Origin of the sequence: Actinoplanes sp. CA-131856, from assembly GCF_050956135.1 — a bacterium.
In the GTDB taxonomy this organism is placed as follows: Bacteria; Actinomycetota; Actinomycetes; order Mycobacteriales; family Micromonosporaceae; genus Actinoplanes.
This window is the reverse complement of record NZ_CP191849.1, coordinates 10,542,044-10,560,157: the sequence shown is the minus strand read 5'-3', so window position 1 is coordinate 10,560,157 and position 18,114 is coordinate 10,542,044. Positions and strand designations below refer to the sequence as shown.

Below are 18,114 nucleotides of genomic sequence, written 5' to 3'. Positions count from 1 at the left end.
TGACGATCTCCGGGCCGCTGATCCCTAGCGTTTCTCCCGGCGCGGTGCCCGGCCGCGGGTCTGGTGAGGGAGTCGTCATGCGTTTCGTGAAGCAGTTCCTGGCCGTGCTGGTGGTCATGGCGGTGGGTGGTCAGGCGACCGCCGCGCTGCGGGACAACCCGTGGCTGACCCTGGCGGCCGGCCTGATGTCGGCGGTCCTGGTCATCCTCACCTACCGCTGGGTGGTACGGCGTACCGAGCATCGCGATGTCACCGAGCTGGCCGGCGGCGGATCGCGGTTCGCCGTGGGGGCGCTGATCGGCGCCGCGATGTTCGCGTCGGTCGCGGTCAACCTGGCCTTCAATGGCGGCTTGCATGTCGTCGGCATCGGCTCGATGTCGAACACGTTCGGCATCCTCGGGTTCATGGTGGCCGCCGCCGTGACCGAGGAGGTGCTGTTCCGGGGCGTGCTGTTCCGGATCGTCGAGGAGCGGATCGGCACCTACCCGTCGCTGATTCTGACCGGTGTGGCGTTCGGCGCGATGCACCTGTTCAACGAGGACGCCACCCTGTGGGGAGCGCTCGCCATCGCCGTCGAAGCCGGGTTCATGCTGGCCGCCTGCTTCGCTGCCTTCCGCAACCTGTGGGTGCCGATCGGTTTGCACTTCGCCTGGAACTTCCTGCTCGCCGGCATCTTCGGCCTCACGTCGTCCGGGAACGGCCTCGGCCAGGGCCTGCTCGACGTCACGGTCACCGGTCCGGAGCTGTTCACCGGCGGCGCGTTCGGCCCCGAGGGCGGTGTGGCGGCGGTCGGCGCGGGCACCCTGCTGACCCTCGTCTTCCTCATCGTGGCCCACCGTCGCGGTCACGTCGTCCGGCCGGGCGGCCGGATCGCCGGCGTCACCGCGGACGTTACGGTTGCCCGGTGATCGATGTCGCCCGGGTCGTGGAGCGGTGGCGCGGGCTTCCCGTCCCGGTCCGCGACCTCCCCCTGGCGCTGGTGCTGGCCATCGTCTCGCTGGCGCCCGAGGTGAACAGCCACGGCACCCAGGTCGGCGACGTGCCCACCCGGCCGATGGACGCGTTCGCGATCGCCGTCGTCGCCGTGGAGTGCCTGCCGCTGGTCATCCGCCGTCGCCGGCCCGCCGTCGCCCTGGCGCTGGTGTCGCTCGGGTTCGCCGCCGACCAGCTCCGCGGCTATCACACCCTCGCCGCCACCGCGCTCGCCATCGCCGTGTTCAGCGCGGGCGCCCACCTGCGGCGCCACCGGCGCGCCACCGTCGTGCTGGCCACCGTCGCGTACCTGCCGCTGACCGTGGCGCTCTCCAGGAACGGCGCGGCCGAGAGCCCGGCCGGCTTCGCCACCTTCTACGCGGGGGTGGTGGCGTTGTGGTGGTTCGGCGCCAACTTGCGGACCGCCCGCGCCGCCGAGGCGGAACGCCGCCGGGCCGTGGCCGAGGCGAGCCGCGTGGCCGAGCGCAGCCGCATCGCCCGGGAACTGCACGATGTGGTCACCCACCACGTGACGGCCATGGTGGTGCAGGCCGAGGCGGCCCGCTATCTGACCGCCCGCCCGGAACGCCTCGAGCAGACCCTGGACGCGATCACCGGCACCGGTCGCCGCGCCGTCTCCGACCTGCGCAACCTGCTCGACCTGCTGAACCCGGAGCACGGCGCCGAGCCGCGCACCCCGTCCGTCGGGGAACTGCGCGCCCTGGTGGAGCAGACCCGGCAGGCCGGGCAGCCCGTCGAGTTCACCGAGGACGGCGCGTCCCCGGAGACGGCCGGCAGCACCAAGGTCGCGGTGTACCGGGTCGTGCAGGAGGCACTGACGAACGCCCTCAAGTACGCCCACGGCAGCCGCACCGTCGTTCAGGTGCTGCACGCGCCGGGAGAGACGACGGTGGAGGTCAGCACCGAGGACGCGGGATCACGGCACACGTCACCGGGCGGGAGCGGCCGTGGCCTGGACGGGCTGCGCGAGCGCGTCGGGGTGCTCGGCGGCGAGTTCAGCGCGGGCCGCGGCGCGGACGGCGGGTTCGTCGTGCGGGCCCGTATCCCCGCCGGGAGCCCGACGTGACGGCCCCGATCCGGGTGCTGGTCTGCGACGACCAGGCGCTGATCCGGATGGGCTTCACGACGATCATCGACGCCCAGCCCGACCTGGAGGTGGTCGGCGAGTGCGCCAACGGTCGCGCCGCCGTCGACCTGACCGCCCGGCTACGGCCCGACGTCGTCGTGATGGACGTGCGGATGCCCGTGCTCGACGGCATCGAGGCCACCCGGCTGCTCGCGGGCGTCGGCGTGGCCGACCCCGTCAAGGTCCTCGTCGTCACCACGTTCAACCTCGACGAGTACGTGTACGAGGCGCTGCGCGCGGGGGCGAGCGGCTTCCTGCTGAAGGACGCCCCGCCCGATCAGCTCCTGCAGGGCATCCGCACGGTGGCCACCGGCGCCGCGCTGCTGGCGCCCGAGGTCACCCGGCAGCTCGTCGGCCGGTACGCGGCGCGCATCCGGCCCGCTGACGACGCCACTGCCGACCCGGCGCTGACCCCGCGCGAGCTGGAGGTGCTGCGCCTGATCGCGAACGGCCTGTCCAACAGCGAGATCGCCGCGACGCTCGTGATCAGCCAGGAGACCGTCAAGACGTACGTATCACGCATCCTGGCCAAGCTGGGTCTGCGCGACCGCGTGCAGGCGGTCGTCTACGCCTATCGCCAAGGCCTGTGCACCTGACGGTCAGGGGGAAGTCAGTCGGCGGACCGCTTCGACCACGGCCGTGCGGCGGCGGTCCGGCTCGACCAGGTCCAGGAACTCGGGCTCGCGGAGCTGCCACATGTTCGCCAGGGTCAGCACCAGGGCGAGGATCTCGCTCGCGGCGATGCGGTCGGTGACGGCGCCCCGGCTCTGGGCCTGCTCGATCAGGGCGACCTTCTCGGCCATGGCGGCGGTGGTGGAAGCTCGCCGGGCGGCCGCTTCGCCACGTTCGAGCTGGTACCAGGCCACGAAGCGCAACACGTCAGGATGCGCGAGGCCGGCGTCGCAGAGGCGGCCGGCGTATTCGGCCAGGTCGTCGGCGTCGATGGGGACGGCCGAGACGGTCTGCTCGACGATCAGGTCGAAGACCGCGTCGAACAGGCCGTCCTTGTTCTCGTAGAACGAGTAGACCAGCCCGGCGCTGATGCCGGCCCGCTTGGCCAGCCGGTCGACGCGCGCGCCGGCCACCCCGTAGGCGGCGAACTCCTCCAGCGCCGCCTCCAGCAGCAGGCGGCGCTTGGTTTCGGGATCCCGTGTTCGCATGCGCCCAGTTTTCTTAATGAACACTCATTTGACAAGTCGGCCACGCCGCCGCTACCTTGGGCGTACTGAATGAATGTTCATTACTTAGGAGGCGTGATGGTCGCGTGGACCCCCGCATCGATCAGCGATCAAACCGGGCGGGTCGCCCTGATCACCGGCGGCAACAGCGGGATCGGCTGGCCGACCGCCCGTGTCCTGGCTGCTCACGGTGCCCGCGTCGTGCTTGCCGGTCGTGATCCCGGCAAGCTGGCGGCCGCCGCCGAAGCGATCCGTGCCGCACTCCCGTCGGCCGCGGTCGACGCCCTCGTCCTCGATCTCGGCAATCTCGGATCGATCGGCGCGGCGGCGGCCCGGGTCGTCGACAGCGGTCCGCTGGATCTGCTCGTCAACAACGCCGGCGTGATGAACATCGCCGAGCGGCGGACCACCGACGACGGATTCGAGATGACCTTCGGCACCAATCACCTCGGCCACTTCGCTCTCACCGCCCAGCTCATGCCCGCTCTGCGCGCGGCCCCGGCCGCCCGGGTGGTGACGGTCAGCGCGATCGCCGCCCGCTGGGGCAGCGGGGAGCTGACCGACCTGATGAGCGAGCAGAGGTACCGGCCGATGGGCGCCTACGCGAAATCCAAGCGGGCCAACATCGTGTTCACCGTCGAGCTCGCCCGCCGCCTGGCCGGCACCCCGATGACCGCCGTCGCCGTCCACCCCGGCGCCGCCATGACCAACCTCCAGCAGCATTCCCAAGGGCTCGCCACCCGGCTCCTCCTCCCGCTGCTCGGGCGACTGGCGATGGGTTCGCCCGAGGGTGCCGCCTGGCCTTCGCTGTACGCCGCGACCAGCCCCACCGTCGAGAACGGCGCCTTCATCGGGCCCGCCGGCCGGCGGCAGGACTCCGGCCCGCCGAAGCCGGCCCGCCTTCCCCGTGGTGCCGGCGACCCGGCCGTCGGCGCCGCCCTGTGGCGCGACAGCGAGCGCCTCACCGGCACCCGTTTCGTCGTCTGACCAGGCTCAGGCGTCGCCGCGCAGGGCGAGCGTCGCGTGCACCTGGGCCAGTTGCGTGGTGGCGGTGAGCATCGCCAGGTCGGCGCCGGGGACGTACGGCTCGTCGGAATGATCGTCTTCGTTGATGTTGGTTTGATAGTCGACCAGGCAGATCTGGTAGAGACGCTCGGCTTCGGCGGTGAGTTCGGCGGCCCGGGCGGCGTGTTCCTCGGCGTTCATGTCGATCATGGTGACATCTCGGCCGGAGGTCAGCGCGGAATCGGGCGTCCCGGCCGCTCCTAGTGGCCGAACGATTACTTCCAGCGATCTCCGGGCAGAAGTAGCTTGTTCCCCCTGGTCGAGTGTGGAGGACCGAGTTGCGAGCGCAGATTTCTTCTCCTACACCATTCTCACCGGGGCGAATCTGCGCGACGCCACCTTCCGGGCGCTCGTCGACCGCCGGACGAAGTTCTACTACACCGATCTGCGGGGCGCCGACCTCCGGGGCGCTCATCTCGAGGGCGCCGACTTGAGCATCGCCAAGATCGATGCCAAGACGCAGTTCGCCGGGGCCACAGCGGACGCTCAGACGCTGTGGCCCGCGAAGTTCGACTGGCGCAAGGCGGGCGTCAAGCGCTGAGGGCCCGCCGCAGCAGGGCGACGATCTTCTGCTCGTCCACCTCGAGCAGGGCGAAGTACACCGGCCACATCTCGCCGTCGTCCAGGGCCGCGTGGTCGCTGAAGCCGAGGGTGGCGTAGCGGGTCTTGAACTTGGCCCGGCTCTGGAAGAAACAGATCATCTTGCCGTTCCGGTAGTACGCCGGCATGCCGTACCAGAGCTTGGGGGTGAGTTCGGGTGCGTTGGCCTTGATCACGGCGTGCAGCTGTCCGGCCTGCTCACGATCGGCGTCGGCCATGTCGGCGATCTTGGACAGGACATCGGGCTCGGTGTCGCCCTTGGCGCTTCGCTTGAGCTCCTTGGCCCGGTCCTTGATGGCGTCGCGCTCGGCGGCGGTGAAGGAGGTGGCGGAGGTGTTGGTCATGACTTGCTCCTTATGGCGGAAGAGATGAGGTCGAGGGCGTTCGTGATGGTGATCGTGAGCAGGAGGGCGGCCAGCTCGCGCTGGTCGAAATGCTTGGCGGCGCGATCCCAGATCTGATCCGGCACCTCGCCGCCCGGGCCGATCACGGAGGAGCTCAGGTCCAGGGCGGCCCGGTACTCCTCGGTGATCGGGCCCGCCCGGCCCCGGCGGCGGATGAGGGCCAGCAGGCGCTCGTCCAGCCCGACCGCGTCGACCGCCTCGCCGATCGTCGCGAGAGCCGCCGCGGCCTCCGGGATCAGGACCGTGGGACTGGGCATCCGCTCGGTCGTCATCGCTTCTCCCTCCTCGTGCTGACGGGTTCAATCGGACCACCGGCGGACTCAACCGCGCGCCTGCCGTGGGACACCGTGGGACAGTCGCAACGGCGCTGAGCTGGGCAGACGCGGAAGCGATCCGTTGGCGTGGGGCGGGACGATACGGTGTTCCGCGTGTCGGGGCCGCGGGAGAAGCTGGTCGCCCAGCTCGCGTCGATCAAGGAGCTGAGCGGTCTCAGCCTGCGCGCGCTCGCTCGCCGGGCCGAGCTGAGCAGCTCGTCGCTTTCGCGCTATCTGAGCGGGCAGCTCGTGCCGCCGTGGGAGGCGGTCGTCGCGCTCTGCCGCGTGGCCGGCCGTGATCCGCGGCCGCTGCGGGCGCTGTGGTCGGCCGCGGGTGAGGCGGGGCCGGTGCCGGCGCCCCGCCGCAACGATCTGCCGGCCGATTTGTTCGATTTCACGGGTCGTGAGACCGAGGTGGCGCGGGTCGAGGAGCTGCTGGGCACCGCCGGGGCGGTCGCGGTCGACGGCATGGCCGGTGTCGGCAAGACCAGTCTGGCCGTGCACGTGGCGCATCGGCTCGCCGCGAAGTTCCCGGACGGCGGCCTCTATCTCGACCTGCGGGGCTTCACGCCCGGTCAAGAACCTCTTGATTCACAGACCGCCCTGGTACGCCTTCTCGGCGCGCTCGACGTCGCCCATGTTCCGGCCGACGCGGCCGCGCTCTGGCGCTCCGAGCTCGCCCGGCGGCGCGCGCTCGTCGTGCTCGACAACGCGGTCGACGCCGACCAGGTGCGGCCGCTGCTGCCAGGCGCGGGCCGGTCCGCCGTGCTGATCACGAGCCGCAACCGGCTGATCAGCCTGGACGGGGTGCCGCCGGTGTCATTGGCGCCGCTGGCCGACGAGGCCGCGGCCCACCTGTTCAAGCGGGCGGCCGGCTTGGGTGACGGCAACCGAGCGGCGGGCGGGCTGGGCGACGGCGAGCGGGAGGCGGTTGGGCAGGTGCTGGCGCAGTGCGGTGGGCTTCCGCTGGCGCTGCGCATGGCCGGCGCCCGGCTCCGGCATCGTCCCGGATGGACGGTCGCCGTGCTGGCCGAGCGGCTGCGTGACACCGCCAACCGGTTCGACGCCGCCTTCGGCATGTCCCTCAAACAGCTCGACGACGGCCAGCGCCGCGTCTTCCGCCTGCTCGGCGTCCTTCCCGGCGCCGACTTCGACGCCGCCGCCGCGAGCGCCCTGATCGGCATGCCGGCCGACGCCGCCCTCGAGGAGCTGGTCGACGCCCACCTCGTCCAGGAGGTCCGGCCCGGTCGCTACCGCATGCACGACCTGATCCGTCAGTACGCGGCCGATCTCGGAGCGGGGAACGACGCCGACGACGCGGTACGCCGGGTGCTCTTTCACTATTTGAACCAGGCGCAGGAGCAGGACCTCCAGTGGCTCGATCGGGAGTACGTCAACCTGGTCGCCTGCTTCGACGCGGCGGTGCGCCTGGGCGTGGACGAGGTCGTGGCCGCGCTGCCACGGGCCCTGCGGCCCTGGTTCTTCCGTCATCGCGGCACCGACGACCAGACGCGCATGCTCGCCGCCGCCGCGGACGCCGCCGGCCGGCTCGGCCGCGACGAGGAGCGGGCCTCCTCGCTCTCGGACCTCGGGTGGGCGCTCGCCGCGGCCGGCCGGCTGCCGGAGGCGCTGGCCGCCTACGGGAAGGTCACGCCGCACGACGAAGCGCAGGCCGCCGCTCTGGCGTTGCGGCGTGGACTCGTACACCGGGATCTCGAGGATTTTGAGGCCGCGCAAGCGGACTTCCGGCAGGCCAGGGCGCTTTTCGAGAAGAGCGGCAACCGCAGCGGGCTGTCGCAGGCGCTGGCCTTCGACGGCTGGGTGACGCTGGGTCTCGGCCGGCCCGAGGAGGCCGTCGAGCTGGCCCGATCGTCGATCGAGCGGGCCGAGGGGCCGGCCCGGATCACCGGCCTGGTCACCCTGGGGCTGGCCTCGGTCTCCGAGCTTCCCGTACGGGAGGCGCTCGCGCTGGCCGAGCAGCACGACCTCCAGCACCAGCGGGCGTGGTGCCTGAACCACCTCGGCGTCGTGCTGCGGATGACGGGCCGGTTCGCCGAGGCGCTCGACCACCACCGGCGGGCGCTGGAGCTGCTGGTCCCGCTGGCCGAGGTGCAGCTCGAACGCGAGTGCCGTCGCGGCTACGCCGAGACCGAGACGGCGTACCACCAGGATTCGAGTTCGTCGTCCAGCATCTCCAGCTCCTCCTCCGACGGCCGGTAGCCGGGCGGCAGCTCGACCGACATGGCGCCGGTCCGCACCACGATCGCGCGCAGCGCCGCCACGGCCGGCATCTCGGCCAGCTCCTCGACCGAGAACACCGCCCCGCCCACGAGCGTCTGATGGCCGAGCGCGTACCAGCCGGCGATCAGATCGACGTCGCCCTGTGCCTCCGCCGCCTCGGCCACGGCCGCGGCCAGGTCGATCGGCTTGACCGCGCGGGGCGGCTCGTCGTCGACCATCCGCCGCCACAGCGCGGTGCCCGCCTCGCAGTAGAGCCAGGGCGGGTCGACGTACCCGTCCTCCAGGCTGTCGTCCTGGTGCTCGTCGTCGGTCTCGCGCAGCTCGGTGAACTCGGTGATCCCGTCGAAGAAGGCCCGCCGCTCCGGATAGTCCGGATGCGCGCCGACCGGAAAGCGGTAGGTGTGCCTCCGCCGGATCAGGATGTCCTCGACCCGCCCCTGCGTGTGGGAGCAGTCGAAGCCGCGCTGGAACTCGTACAGGGCCACGAGCCAGTCCCGGACCCGCCCGTCGCCGGCCGGATGATGCCGGTCCAGCGCCATCACCGAGAGGTGGACAAGGTCCTCGATCTCATGCATCGACATGCACACATTATCCGGGCCGTTGCGTCGGGACGGTTTCGTTCTATGATGTCGATCTTCACAACGGGGGAGAGGGTCCATGGTGGGCGTTCGTCGGTTGGTGGCATCGGCGGCGGTCAGCGCGCTGGCCTGCGGTACGGCGGTCGGCGTGGGGGCCGGGGCGGCCCAGGCGGCGCCGGGTGCGCCGACCGGGTTGCGGACCGCGGGGCAAAGCTGTGCCGCCGAAGCCCCCGGGCCCTACCTCAGCCCGGCGCGACTCAACGACGCCCAAGCGGTCGTGTTGACCGGGGCCGTGGCCGAGGCCGGCGAGAACGCACAGGCCGACTTCCAGGTGTGGGATGTCGCGAAGCCGGACGAGCGCCAGCAGTGGCTGCGCGGCGCGATCGCCGGCGACCAGGGCGCGTATGTGCAGCTCGAGGACGACGCGAAGCAACTCGACGGCGTCACGTACGCCTGGCGCGTGCGTCTCCTCGATGGTTCGGGCGCCTCGGGGTGGAGCGACACCTGCTACTTCACGCTCGACCGGGTGGGCGGCACCGAGCCGGTCGTCACCTCGCCGGAATATCTGGACGGTGACGCCACGCTGCGCGGCGCCATCGGTGTGCCCGGAACCTTCACCTTCACGCCGACCACCGGCGACGTCGTCGCCTATCGGTACCGGTTCTACGCCGGGGAAACGCCGGACGGCGGCCCCTGGATCGACGCGCCCGCCGAGCGGCTCGGAGCGCCCCTGACCGTCACCTGGGCGCCCAAGGTGGCCAGCTTCCACGAGATCACCGTCTACGCGGTGGACCGCGCGGGAAACCTGTCCCAGTTCGCCGACCGGACGTTCTGGGTCCGGGAGACCCGGCCCTCGATCTTCTCGGCCGACTATCCCGAGTCCTACCCGGATCTCGACTTCACCGTCGGCCGGCCGGGCGAGTTCCAGTTCAGCGGCACCGCGGGCGACACCGCCTCGTTCGAGTGGTCGATCGACAAGGGTGGGCCGTCGGGGACGGCCTCGGCCGACGCGTCCGGCAAGGCGACCGTGATGATCGCGCCCACTCGCTCGGGCGAGCAGACCCTGACCGTCCGGGGCGTGGGCCGCGACGGCGTGAGGTCGCCGTCGCGGGACTACACCTTCGTGGTCGACGACGGCCCGATCGTCACCGGCCCGTCCGGGGAGATGATCGTGGGGACGCCGGTCACGATCGAGGCGACGCCCCGGGCGGAGAACGTCGAGGCGTACCTCTATTGGCCCGAGGACGGCGGTCTCTTCCCCCGGCCCGTGCAGAAGGTCACCGTGCCGGCCCGCGCCGACGGAACCGCCGAGATCACCTGGATCCCCACCCTCGCCGACCGCAACGCCGACGGGCTGCGGATCCAGAGCCGTAGCGCCGACGGCACCCTGTCCGTGCCGCGGTACCAGTCCGTGCGCGTCGACACGGCGACCCCGACGAACACCCGCACCGGCGGCGACGCGCCGGGTGAGGTGGCCACCTTCACCGCCCGGACCCGGATGCCCGGCGTCGTGAACTGGGTCGTGCAGGTGAACGACGACGTCGCGCAGAACGTCGCCCCCGAGGCCGATGGCAGCCTCCGGTTCCAGTACACCCCGGCCAAGCGGGGCCACCACGGCATCTCGTTCGTCGCGCACAGCCGGACCAGCGCGACGGAGATGGGCGGGGACGGCTGGACGGTCACCGACGCGCCCCGCATCACCTCGGCCGAGTTCCCGGCGACCGGCTCGGCCCGGATCGCGCCCGGCACCTTCACCTTCGCCCCGCGCCTGCCGGGGACGGTGCGGTACGAGTACTCGATCGACAGCACCGGCTACGTCAAGCTGCCCGCCCTCGCCAACGGCACGGCGGTCACGCCGGTCTGGACGCCGCCCGCGGCGGGACGGCACCTCGTCAACGTCCGCGGCTATGACGCCACGGGCTACGCGTCGAGCATCGCCTCCTTCGTCTTCGACGTCGCCCCGGCCACCGTCACGGTCACCGCGGTGGCGCCCGCCTCGGTGGCCGCCGGCGCCGTGCGGACCCTGACCGTCACCGGCACCCAGCTGCGGGCCAAGGACGTCGTCGAGGTCACGCCGGCCGGCGGCAAGCCGATCACCGGCACGGTCCGGAGCACCTCGGCCGACGGCAGAACCACGACGGTCGACGTGAACCTGGCCGGCGCGGCGCTCGGCAAGGCGACATTGACGATCCGGCCGTACGGCTCCGGGCAGCAACCGGTGGTGCGAACCGCCGCCTTCACGATCACCGCACCGCCGGCCCTGCGCGCGACCAAGGCGCCCACGATCACCGGCACGGTCGCGGTCGGCGGGACGGTCCGGCTCACCACCGGCACGTGGACGCCGGCGCCGACCGCCTACGCGTACCAGTGGATGGCGAACGGCGTCGCGATCAAGGGGGCGACCGGGGCCTCGTACGTCATCCCGGCCTCGCTGCTCGGCAAGCGGCTCACCGTCGTCGTGGCCGCCGCCCGCCCCGGCTACACGCTGACCCGGGCCGGATCGGCCGCCACCGTCGCCGTGGCCAAGGGCCGCGCGCCCGCGCCGACGGTCCGGCTCCCGAAGATCACCGGTACCGCGAAGGTGGGCCGCACGCTGACCGCCGACCCCGGCGCCTGGAACCTCAAGCCCGACTCGTACCGCTACGAGTGGCGGCTGAACGGCAAGCTCATCCAGAACGGCTCCGTCCGCACGCTCAAGCTGACCGCCGGCATGCGCGGCAAGAAGGTCACCGTCACGGTGGTCGCCCGGAAGGCGGGCTACAACGACGGCCGGTCGACCACGAAAGCGGTCACCGTGGCGAAGTGACGTTCGACACGGCTCTCAGGTTGATCAATGCGCTGAGCTGGGACGTTTCCGCTGGTCCTCAGTCACCCGCCCCGGTGACTGGCAGAAGGCTGACAAGCTGAAAACCTGATGCGAGCGATCGGTGTGTAATGCAACTATCGCCGTCTGCTCAGCGCGCGCGGCCCTTCTGACCTGCGGGCGCGTCGATGCCGGAAGCCCTTTGGAGTTCCCGTGACAGAACAAGCCGCCGCGCCACCCAACAAACTCGACGCGAGCGTGCTGAAGATCGCCGGTGTGGTGGTCCTCGGCGCGATCATGTCGATCCTCGACATCACGGTGGTCAGCGTCGCGCTGCCCACCTTCCAGACCGAGTTCGACGCGACGTACGCCGAGGTCGCGTGGACCATGACGGGTTACACGCTGGCCCTGGCCACCGTGATCCCGCTCAGCGGCTGGGCCGCCGACCGGTTCGGCACCAAGCGGCTCTACATGATGGCACTGCTGCTCTTCACGCTCGGCTCGGCGCTCTGCGCCACCGCCGGGTCGATCGAGCAGTTGGTCGCCTACCGCGTGCTGCAGGGCCTCGGCGGCGGCATGCTGATGCCGATCGGCATGACGATCATGACCCGAGCGGCCGGTCCCGATCGGATCGGCCGGCTGATGGCCGTGCTGGGCGTTCCGATGCTGCTCGGCCCGATCGGCGGCCCGATCCTCGGCGGCTGGCTGATCGACATCGCGAGCTGGCACTGGGTCTTCCTGATCAACATCCCGATCGGCGCGGCCGCGCTGGTCTATGCGTTCGTCGTGCTGCCCAAGGACGAGCCGCACCCGTCGGAGTCCTTCGACTTCGTCGGCATGCTGATGCTCTCGCCGGGTCTGGCGCTTTTCCTGTACGGCGTCTCGTCGCTCCCGGAGACCGGCACCATCACCGCCACCAAGGTGTGGGTGACCATGCTGGTCGGCGCGCTCCTGGTGATCGGCTTCGTCTTCTACTCGTTCAAGCCGCGCCACCCGCTGCTCGACCTGAGGCTGTTCCGCAACCGCAGCCTGACGATCGCGACGCTGTCGCTGTTCGTCTTCGTCATCGCGTTCATGGGCGCCGGCCTGCTCTTCCCGAGCTACTTCCTCCAGGTGCGCGGTGAGTCGACGCTCAACGCCGGTCTGCTCATGGCACCGCAGGGCCTGGGTGCGATGCTGACCATGCCGATCGCCGGCATGCTGGCCGACAAGATCCCGGTGGGCCGCACGGTGCCGTTCGCGATGGCGCTGATCGCCGCCGGCTTCTTCACCTTCACCCAGGTCGGCACCGACACGTCGTACCTGCTGCTGTGCGGTTCGCTGTTCGTGATGGGCCTCGGCATGGGCGGCACGATGATGCCGATCATGACGTCGGCGCTGCGGACGCTGTCGCACTCCGAGGTGGCCCGCGGCTCCACGCTGGTGAACATCCTCCAGCAGATCGGCGGCTCGATCGGCACCGCGATCATGTCGGTGATCCTGACCAGCCAGCTCAACGGCTCGGCCGAGATCCCCGGCCTGACCAACCCGAACAACGGTGAGCCGATCACCGAGGCCGGCGCGGCCATCGCCGTGCAGCAGGGCGCGCAGATCCCGCTGCCGCCGGAGATCTTCCAGCGTGGCCTGCAGTGGGCGGCCGACTCGTTCGCCACCACGTTCTGGGTCGGCTTCCTACTGACGGTGGCGACGCTGATCCCGATCGCGTTCCTGCCGAAGAAGCGCATCACGAAGGACGAGAGCGGCGAAGGTGCCGTCGACGCGCCCGTTCTGATCCATTAAGGATCGTTAAGAAGAGCCGAGCCCCGTTTCGCCGCGTGCGAAGCGGGGCTCGGCTCTTACCTGCGAAAACGCCTATTCGTTACCTGAAAGAGAATCGGCCGTCATTCACGATCAATAATCTCCGGCGGATCACGTCCATCGGAGGATAATTCTCTATGCGTCGATATACACGCAAACCGGGGCTGGTGCTGCGCTCAACAGGCGCCGCCGCCCTGGCCGTCGCCCTCGGGCTCACCCTGGCCGGCCCGGCCGTCGCGGCCGACGCGACGCCGTACATCAGTGAGATCCACTACGACAACGTCGGCACCGACAGCGGTGAGGCGATCGAGATCCAGGCCCCGGCCGGATTCGACCTGAGCGGCTGGCAGATCGCCCTCTACAACGGCTCCAACAACGCCGTCTACAACACCGCCACGCTGAGCGGCGCCGTTCCGGCGGCCGGCGTGGTCGTGCGGGATTACCCCACCGACGGCCTCCAGAACGGCGCGCCCGACGGCGTCGCCCTGGTCAAGCCGGACGGCTCGGTCGCCGAGTTCCTCTCCTACGAGGGCACGATGACCGCCGCCAGCGGTCCCGCCGTCGGCCAGACCAGCGTCGACATCGGCGTCGCCGAGACCTCGAGCACCCCGGTCGGGCAGTCGCTGCAGAAGATCGACGGCAAGTGGCAGGCACCCGCGGTCAGCTCTTTCGGCACGGCCAACGGAAACACGCCCGAGGAGCCCGAAGAGCCGCAGCCGGGTTGCACCACCGACGTCACCAACAGCATCGCCGAGGTGCAGGGCTCCGGAGCGGCCACCCCGCTGCCCGGCGGCAAGGTCACCGTCGAGGGTGTCGTCACCGCCGACCACCGCACCGGCGGCTACAACGGCGTCTACATCCAGACGGCCGGCAGCGGCGGCGACCGTGAGGTCAAGGCGGGCGTCGCCTCGGACGCGATCTTCGCCTACTTCACCACCAACACCGCCCTCCACCCGAGCGTCGCCGTGGGTGACAAGGTGCGGGTGACCGGCACGGTCAGCGAGTTCAACGGCCTCACCGAGATCACCACCGCGGCCAAGGCGGATGTGCAGGTGTGCGCGAGCAACGCGCCCCTGCCGGCGCCGGTCGCGCTGAGCCTGCCGCTGGACGACGCGGCCCGCGAGTCGGTCGAGGGCATGCTGGTCGCCCCGGTCGGCACGTTCACGGTCTCCGACGTCTACAACACCAACCGCTACGGCGAGGTCATCCTGGCCGCCGGTGACAAGCCGGCCCGCGTGCCGACCGATGTCGCCCGGCCCGGCACCGACGCCAACGCCAAGGTGAAGGCCGACAACAAGGCCGCCCGCATTCTGCTCGACGACGGGAAGACCACCAACCTGTCGAGCGCCGCGCTCCCGCCGCCGTATCTGGCCAAGGACGACCCGGTCCGGGTCGGCGACACCGTGGAGAAGTTCGGCCCGGCGGTGCTGGGCTACAGCCTCAACGACTGGCGCCTCCAGCCGACCACCCCGGTCGACGCGGACACCCCGGCCGCCGCGCGGACGACGTTCAAGGACACCAACCCGCGTACGGCCGCCCCGGCCCCCGTGGGCGGCGACATCAAGGTCGCCAGCTTCAACGTGCTGAACTACTTCGTCCACTTCGGTGGCGAGGCCCGCGGCGCCACCGACGCGGCGGCGCTGGCCAAGCAGCAGGCCAAGATCGTCTCGGCCATCTCGGCGCTCGACGCCGACGTGGTCGCGCTCATGGAGATCGAGAACTCGGTCCGCTTCGAGCCGGACGACCCCCAGGTGGCGCTCAAGACCCTGGTCGGCGCGCTCAACGAGGTCGACGGCGCGGGCACGTGGGACTACGTCCGCTCGCCGGCCGAGCTGCCCAGCGCGGCCGAGCAGGACTTCATCACCACTGCCATCATCTTCAAGCCGGCCAAGGTGGCGACCAAGGGCGCGTCCCGGTCGCTGAGCGACGAGACGGTGTGGGCCAACGCCCGCGAGCCGATCGCGCAGACCTTCACGGCCGGCTCGGCGACCTTCACCGTGGTCGCCAACCACCTCAAGTCGAAGAGCACGTCGGTCGCGCCGACCGGCGACAACGTCGACACCGGTGACGGGCAGGGCGCGTACAACGGCGACCGGGTCCGGCAGGCGAAGGCGCTGGCCACCTTCGTCGACGGGCTGAAGACCTCCAGCGGCAGCGACGAGGTGCTGCTGCTGGGCGACTTCAACGCGTACACGCAGGAAGACCCGATGCAGGCGCTGTACGACGCCGGCTACAGCGACCTGCACACCACGCACGCCCCGGACAAGTCGTCGTACGTCTTCAGCGGCGAGTCCGGCTCGCTCGACCACGCTCTCGCGACGAGCGCGATGGCCAAGCGGGTCACCGGCGTCGACATCTGGAACATCAACTCGGGTGAGTCCTTCGCGTACGAGTACGACGGCTACGCGCCGTTCTACGCCCCGGACCCGTACCGGGCGAGCGACCACGACCCGGTCGTGATCGGCCTCAAGACCACGAGTGGCCCGGTCGACCTTCAGCTGCTCAGCGTCAACGACTTCCACGGCCGGCTCGAGCAGCCGACCGCCGGCAACGGCGGCGCGGCCCAGCTGGTCGGGATGATCAACCAGCTGCGCCAGCAGAACCCGAACACCGCGTGGGTCTCGGCCGGTGACAACATCGGTGCGTCGACCTTCATCTCGGCCATCGACGGCGACAACCCGACGATCGACGCGCTGAACGCGGGCGGCCTGGCCGTCTCGGCGGTCGGCAACCACGAGTTCGACAAGGGCCTGGCCGACCTCCAGGGCCGTGTCGAGGACCGGGCGAACTTCCCGTACCTGGCCGCGAACGTCTACAAGGACGGCCAGCGGGTCCTGCCCGGCTACAGCGTGCAGACGGTCGGCGGCGTCAAGGTCGGCTACATCGGCGTCGTCACCGAGCAGACCAGGTCGCTGGTCAGCCCGGACGGCATCGCCGGCGTCGAGTTCCACGACCCGGTGGCCGAGGCGAACACCCTCGCGACCCAGCTCTCCGACGGCGACGAGGCCAACGGCGAGGCCGACGTGCTCGTGCTGCTCGCCCACGAGGGCGCCGCGACCGAGAACATCGGTTCGGCCGAGGCCCTGCAGAACGACCCGGTGTTCGGCAACTTCACCAAGGTGAACGCGAACATCGACGTCATCTTCAGCGGCCACACCCACCAGCCGTACGCCTTCGAGGTCCCCGTTCCCGGCACCGACCGGACCCGTCCGGTCATCCAGGCCGAGGACTACGGCCTGAAGCTCGGCAAGGCCGTCCTGACCTACGACCCGGCCACCAAGTCGGTCACCAAGTCGACGGCCGAGCTGCTCAACGTCAACGGCTACCCGGCCGACACCGCCGTGGCCGACATCGTGACCAAGGCCAAGGCGACCGCGGAGGAGCTCGGCAAGCAGCCGCTCGGCAAGATCACGGCGGACATCAACCGGGCCTACAGCGCCGCCGGCGCCGAGGACCGGGGCGCCGAGTCGGTGCTGGGCAACTTCATCGCCGACGTCCAGCTCGACCAGACCAGCGCCCCCGGCCGGGGCGGCGCGCAGATCGCCTTCATGAACCCGGGCGGCCTGCGGGCGGACCTCAAGTACGGCACGGACGGCACGGTGACGTACGCGAACGCGTTCTCGGTCCAGCCGTTCGCCAACGACGTGGTCACCCAGACCCTCACCGGCGCCGAGATCAAGCAGGTGCTGGAGGAGCAGTGGCAGCCGGCCGGGGCGTCCCGCCCGGTGCTGCACCTGGGCTCGTCGAAGGGGCTCACCTACTCCTACGACGTGAACCGGCCGCAGAACTCGCGGATCATCGCGTCGAGCCTGAAGCTCAACGGCGTCACGCTCGACCCGAACGGCGAGTACCGGGTCACCAGCAACTCGTTCCTGGCCGCGGGCGGCGACAACTTCGCCACCCTGGGCAAGGGCGACAACAAGGTGACCACCGGCGACAACGACCTCACCATGCTGGTCAACTACTTCGCCAAGTACACGCCGATCACCGCCGACCCGAAGCCGCGCTCGACCGCGGGCGTGCTCGACAGCACCGCGCCCACGGGCCGGTTCGCCCTCAACGGTGCGGCCGTCGCCCTCTGGGCCGGTCAGTCGGCGACGCTGACCCAGATCGAGCTCAGCGACGACGTCAGCGCCGTGGCCGGGATCAAGCGGGTGGTCACCTGGGGCGACGGCAGCGCGCCGGAGACCCTGACCGCCGGCACTGCGACCCACACGTACGCCAAGGCCGGCACTTACACGGTGTCGGTGGAGCTGACGGACGAGGCGGGCAACAGCGCCGCGGCCACGTTCCTGGGCGCTCCCACGGTCAAGGTGTCGGCGCAGCCCTCGGTCCGCGCCGTGCTCACGCCGTCGTCGATCTGGGCCGGTCAGTCGGCCGCGCTCGCCGTCGGCCCGGTGTCCGGCGCGACCAAGCTCGTCGTCGCCTGGGGTGACGGGGCCACGGGCACCGTCGACGCCAAGGGCGCCGTCGTGAAGCACACCTACGCCAAGGGCGGCACTTTCAAGGTGACGGTCACGCCGTGGAACGCGTCGGGCGCCGGCACCGCGGCGGCGGTCGGCTCGGTCAAGGTCACTGTGGACACCATCGCCCCGGCGGCCTCGCTGATCGTGCCGTTCCGCGCCGACCGGGCGTCGTCCTGGGACAAGGTCTCCGGCCTGGCCGCCGACCGCGGCCTGGGCGTGGCCACGGTCCAGGCGAAGCTGATCCAGGAGCGCTCGGGCGGCTGGTACTTCTACGACGGCGCCAAGTGGGTCAAGGCGGCGTCGCAGGCCCAGGCCACCAGCAAGGCCAAGGTGCTCACCGACGGCACCCTGACCGCGGGCATCCTCTGGAGTGTCCCGGTCAAGGGCGTCGCCAAGGGCACGCTGAAGGTCACCTACTGGGCGACCGACAAGGCGGGCAACTCCTCCGCGCCGCGGACGTCCTCGGTGAAGGTCGTCAAGTAACGTCCCCTGTGTGGAGATAGCGCCGTTCCGTCCGGCCGCTCGCGTCGTCTGTGTCGACGCGGGCGG

At 70.9% G+C, this 18,114-nt stretch carries 14 protein-coding genes; 9 read left to right on the top strand and 5 right to left on the bottom strand.

Annotation, left to right across the window (positions count from 1 at the left end; translation table 11 throughout):
* Positions 1–77 precede the first annotated feature (77 nt).
* Genes ACQP2X_RS48610 through ACQP2X_RS48600 form a run of 3 tightly spaced genes read left to right on the top strand, consistent with a single transcriptional unit; the run spans position 78 to position 2,715 of the window.
* Entirely contained in the window at positions 78–908 is an 831-nt protein-coding gene (locus ACQP2X_RS48610) for a CPBP family intramembrane glutamic endopeptidase (RefSeq protein ID WP_498693138.1), read from the top strand.
* Positions 905–2,059 carry a sensor histidine kinase gene (locus ACQP2X_RS48605; RefSeq protein WP_498693136.1) on the top strand — a complete coding sequence of 385 codons (1,155 nt, stop codon included), beginning with the start codon at positions 905–907 and terminating at the stop codon, positions 2,057–2,059. The genes ACQP2X_RS48610 and ACQP2X_RS48605 overlap by 4 nt, the downstream gene beginning before the upstream one ends.
* Positions 2,056–2,715 (top strand): response regulator, encoded by a 660-nt coding sequence (locus ACQP2X_RS48600; RefSeq protein WP_498693135.1) that lies wholly within the window; start codon positions 2,056–2,058, stop codon positions 2,713–2,715. Before ACQP2X_RS48605 ends, ACQP2X_RS48600 begins: the two co-directional genes overlap by 4 nt.
* A 3-nt stretch (positions 2,716–2,718) precedes the next feature.
* Here the strand turns inward: ACQP2X_RS48600 and ACQP2X_RS48595 are convergent, their stop codons facing one another.
* The gene (locus ACQP2X_RS48595) at positions 2,719–3,279 is read right to left on the bottom strand and encodes a TetR family transcriptional regulator (RefSeq protein WP_498693133.1); all 561 of its coding nucleotides are present in this window, start codon (positions 3,277–3,279) and stop codon (positions 2,719–2,721) included.
* 96 nt (positions 3,280–3,375) lie between these two features.
* Here ACQP2X_RS48595 and ACQP2X_RS48590 point away from each other — a divergent pair, with 96 nt between their 5' ends.
* Positions 3,376–4,284 (top strand): oxidoreductase, encoded by a 909-nt coding sequence (locus ACQP2X_RS48590; protein ID WP_498693130.1) that lies wholly within the window; start codon positions 3,376–3,378, stop codon positions 4,282–4,284.
* Between the two features lie 6 nt (positions 4,285–4,290).
* Here the strand turns inward: ACQP2X_RS48590 and ACQP2X_RS48585 are convergent, their stop codons facing one another.
* The gene (locus tag ACQP2X_RS48585; protein WP_498693128.1) at positions 4,291–4,512 is read right to left on the bottom strand and encodes a hypothetical protein; all 222 of its coding nucleotides are present in this window, start codon (positions 4,510–4,512) and stop codon (positions 4,291–4,293) included.
* A gap of 115 nt (positions 4,513–4,627) precedes the next feature.
* On the opposite strand from ACQP2X_RS48585, the gene ACQP2X_RS48580 reads away from it, so the two are divergent.
* Positions 4,628–4,903: a pentapeptide repeat-containing protein gene (locus ACQP2X_RS48580; protein WP_498693125.1), complete on the top strand. Its 276-nt coding sequence runs from the start codon at positions 4,628–4,630 to the stop codon at positions 4,901–4,903.
* Here the strand turns inward: ACQP2X_RS48580 and ACQP2X_RS48575 are convergent.
* Both ACQP2X_RS48575 and ACQP2X_RS48570 read right to left on the bottom strand, forming a co-directional pair.
* Entirely contained in the window at positions 4,893–5,306 is a 414-nt protein-coding gene (locus ACQP2X_RS48575) for an iron chaperone (protein ID WP_498693123.1), read from the bottom strand. The genes ACQP2X_RS48580 and ACQP2X_RS48575 overlap by 11 nt on opposite strands.
* Positions 5,303–5,638 carry a carboxymuconolactone decarboxylase family protein gene (locus ACQP2X_RS48570; RefSeq protein WP_498693120.1) on the bottom strand — a complete coding sequence of 112 codons (336 nt, stop codon included), beginning with the start codon at positions 5,636–5,638 and terminating at the stop codon, positions 5,303–5,305. The genes ACQP2X_RS48575 and ACQP2X_RS48570 overlap by 4 nt, the downstream gene beginning before the upstream one ends.
* A 156-nt stretch (positions 5,639–5,794) precedes the next feature.
* Here ACQP2X_RS48570 and ACQP2X_RS48565 point away from each other — a divergent pair, with 156 nt between their 5' ends.
* The gene (locus tag ACQP2X_RS48565) at positions 5,795–7,900 is read left to right on the top strand and encodes an ATP-binding protein (protein WP_498693116.1); all 2,106 of its coding nucleotides are present in this window, start codon (positions 5,795–5,797) and stop codon (positions 7,898–7,900) included.
* On the opposite strand, the gene ACQP2X_RS48560 is transcribed toward ACQP2X_RS48565, so the two are convergent.
* Entirely contained in the window at positions 7,819–8,502 is a 684-nt protein-coding gene (locus ACQP2X_RS48560; protein WP_498693114.1) for a hypothetical protein, read from the bottom strand. The two genes, ACQP2X_RS48565 and ACQP2X_RS48560, sit on opposite strands and share 82 nt — an antisense overlap.
* A gap of 76 nt (positions 8,503–8,578) precedes the next feature.
* Between ACQP2X_RS48560 and ACQP2X_RS48555 the strand changes: the two genes are divergently transcribed.
* The 3 genes from ACQP2X_RS48555 (at position 8,579) to ACQP2X_RS48545 (ending at position 18,048) form a co-directional block, all read left to right on the top strand.
* Positions 8,579–11,305, top strand: a complete 2,727-nt coding sequence (locus ACQP2X_RS48555) for a hypothetical protein (RefSeq protein WP_498693112.1) — start codon at positions 8,579–8,581, stop codon at positions 11,303–11,305.
* A 210-nt stretch (positions 11,306–11,515) separates the two neighbouring features.
* Complete coding sequence (locus ACQP2X_RS48550; RefSeq protein WP_498693110.1) at positions 11,516–13,081, top strand: DHA2 family efflux MFS transporter permease subunit; 1,566 nt, start codon at positions 11,516–11,518, stop codon at positions 13,079–13,081.
* 185 nt (positions 13,082–13,266) lie between these two features.
* Positions 13,267–18,048: an ExeM/NucH family extracellular endonuclease gene (locus ACQP2X_RS48545; protein WP_498693109.1), complete on the top strand. Its 4,782-nt coding sequence runs from the start codon at positions 13,267–13,269 to the stop codon at positions 18,046–18,048.
* The last annotated feature ends 66 nt before the right edge of the window (positions 18,049–18,114 follow it).

Bases quoted from the DNA above. Each gene is read 5' to 3' on its own strand.
- ACQP2X_RS48585 (WP_498693128.1), bottom strand. From the start codon at position 4,512: ATGATCGACATGAACGCCGAGGAACACGCCGCCCGGGCCGCCGAACTC.
- ACQP2X_RS48575 (WP_498693123.1), bottom strand. From the start codon at position 5,306: ATGACCAACACCTCCGCCACCTCCTTCACCGCCGCCGAGCGCGACGCC.
- ACQP2X_RS48595 (WP_498693133.1), bottom strand. From the start codon at position 3,279: ATGCGAACACGGGATCCCGAAACCAAGCGCCGCCTGCTGCTGGAGGCG.
- ACQP2X_RS48610 (WP_498693138.1), top strand. From the start codon at position 78: ATGCGTTTCGTGAAGCAGTTCCTGGCCGTGCTGGTGGTCATGGCGGTG.
- ACQP2X_RS48590 (WP_498693130.1), top strand. From the start codon at position 3,376: ATGGTCGCGTGGACCCCCGCATCGATCAGCGATCAAACCGGGCGGGTC.
- ACQP2X_RS48570 (WP_498693120.1), bottom strand. From the start codon at position 5,638: ATGACGACCGAGCGGATGCCCAGTCCCACGGTCCTGATCCCGGAGGCC.
- ACQP2X_RS48555 (WP_498693112.1), top strand. From the start codon at position 8,579: ATGGTGGGCGTTCGTCGGTTGGTGGCATCGGCGGCGGTCAGCGCGCTG.
- ACQP2X_RS48560 (WP_498693114.1), bottom strand. From the start codon at position 8,502: ATGTCGATGCATGAGATCGAGGACCTTGTCCACCTCTCGGTGATGGCG.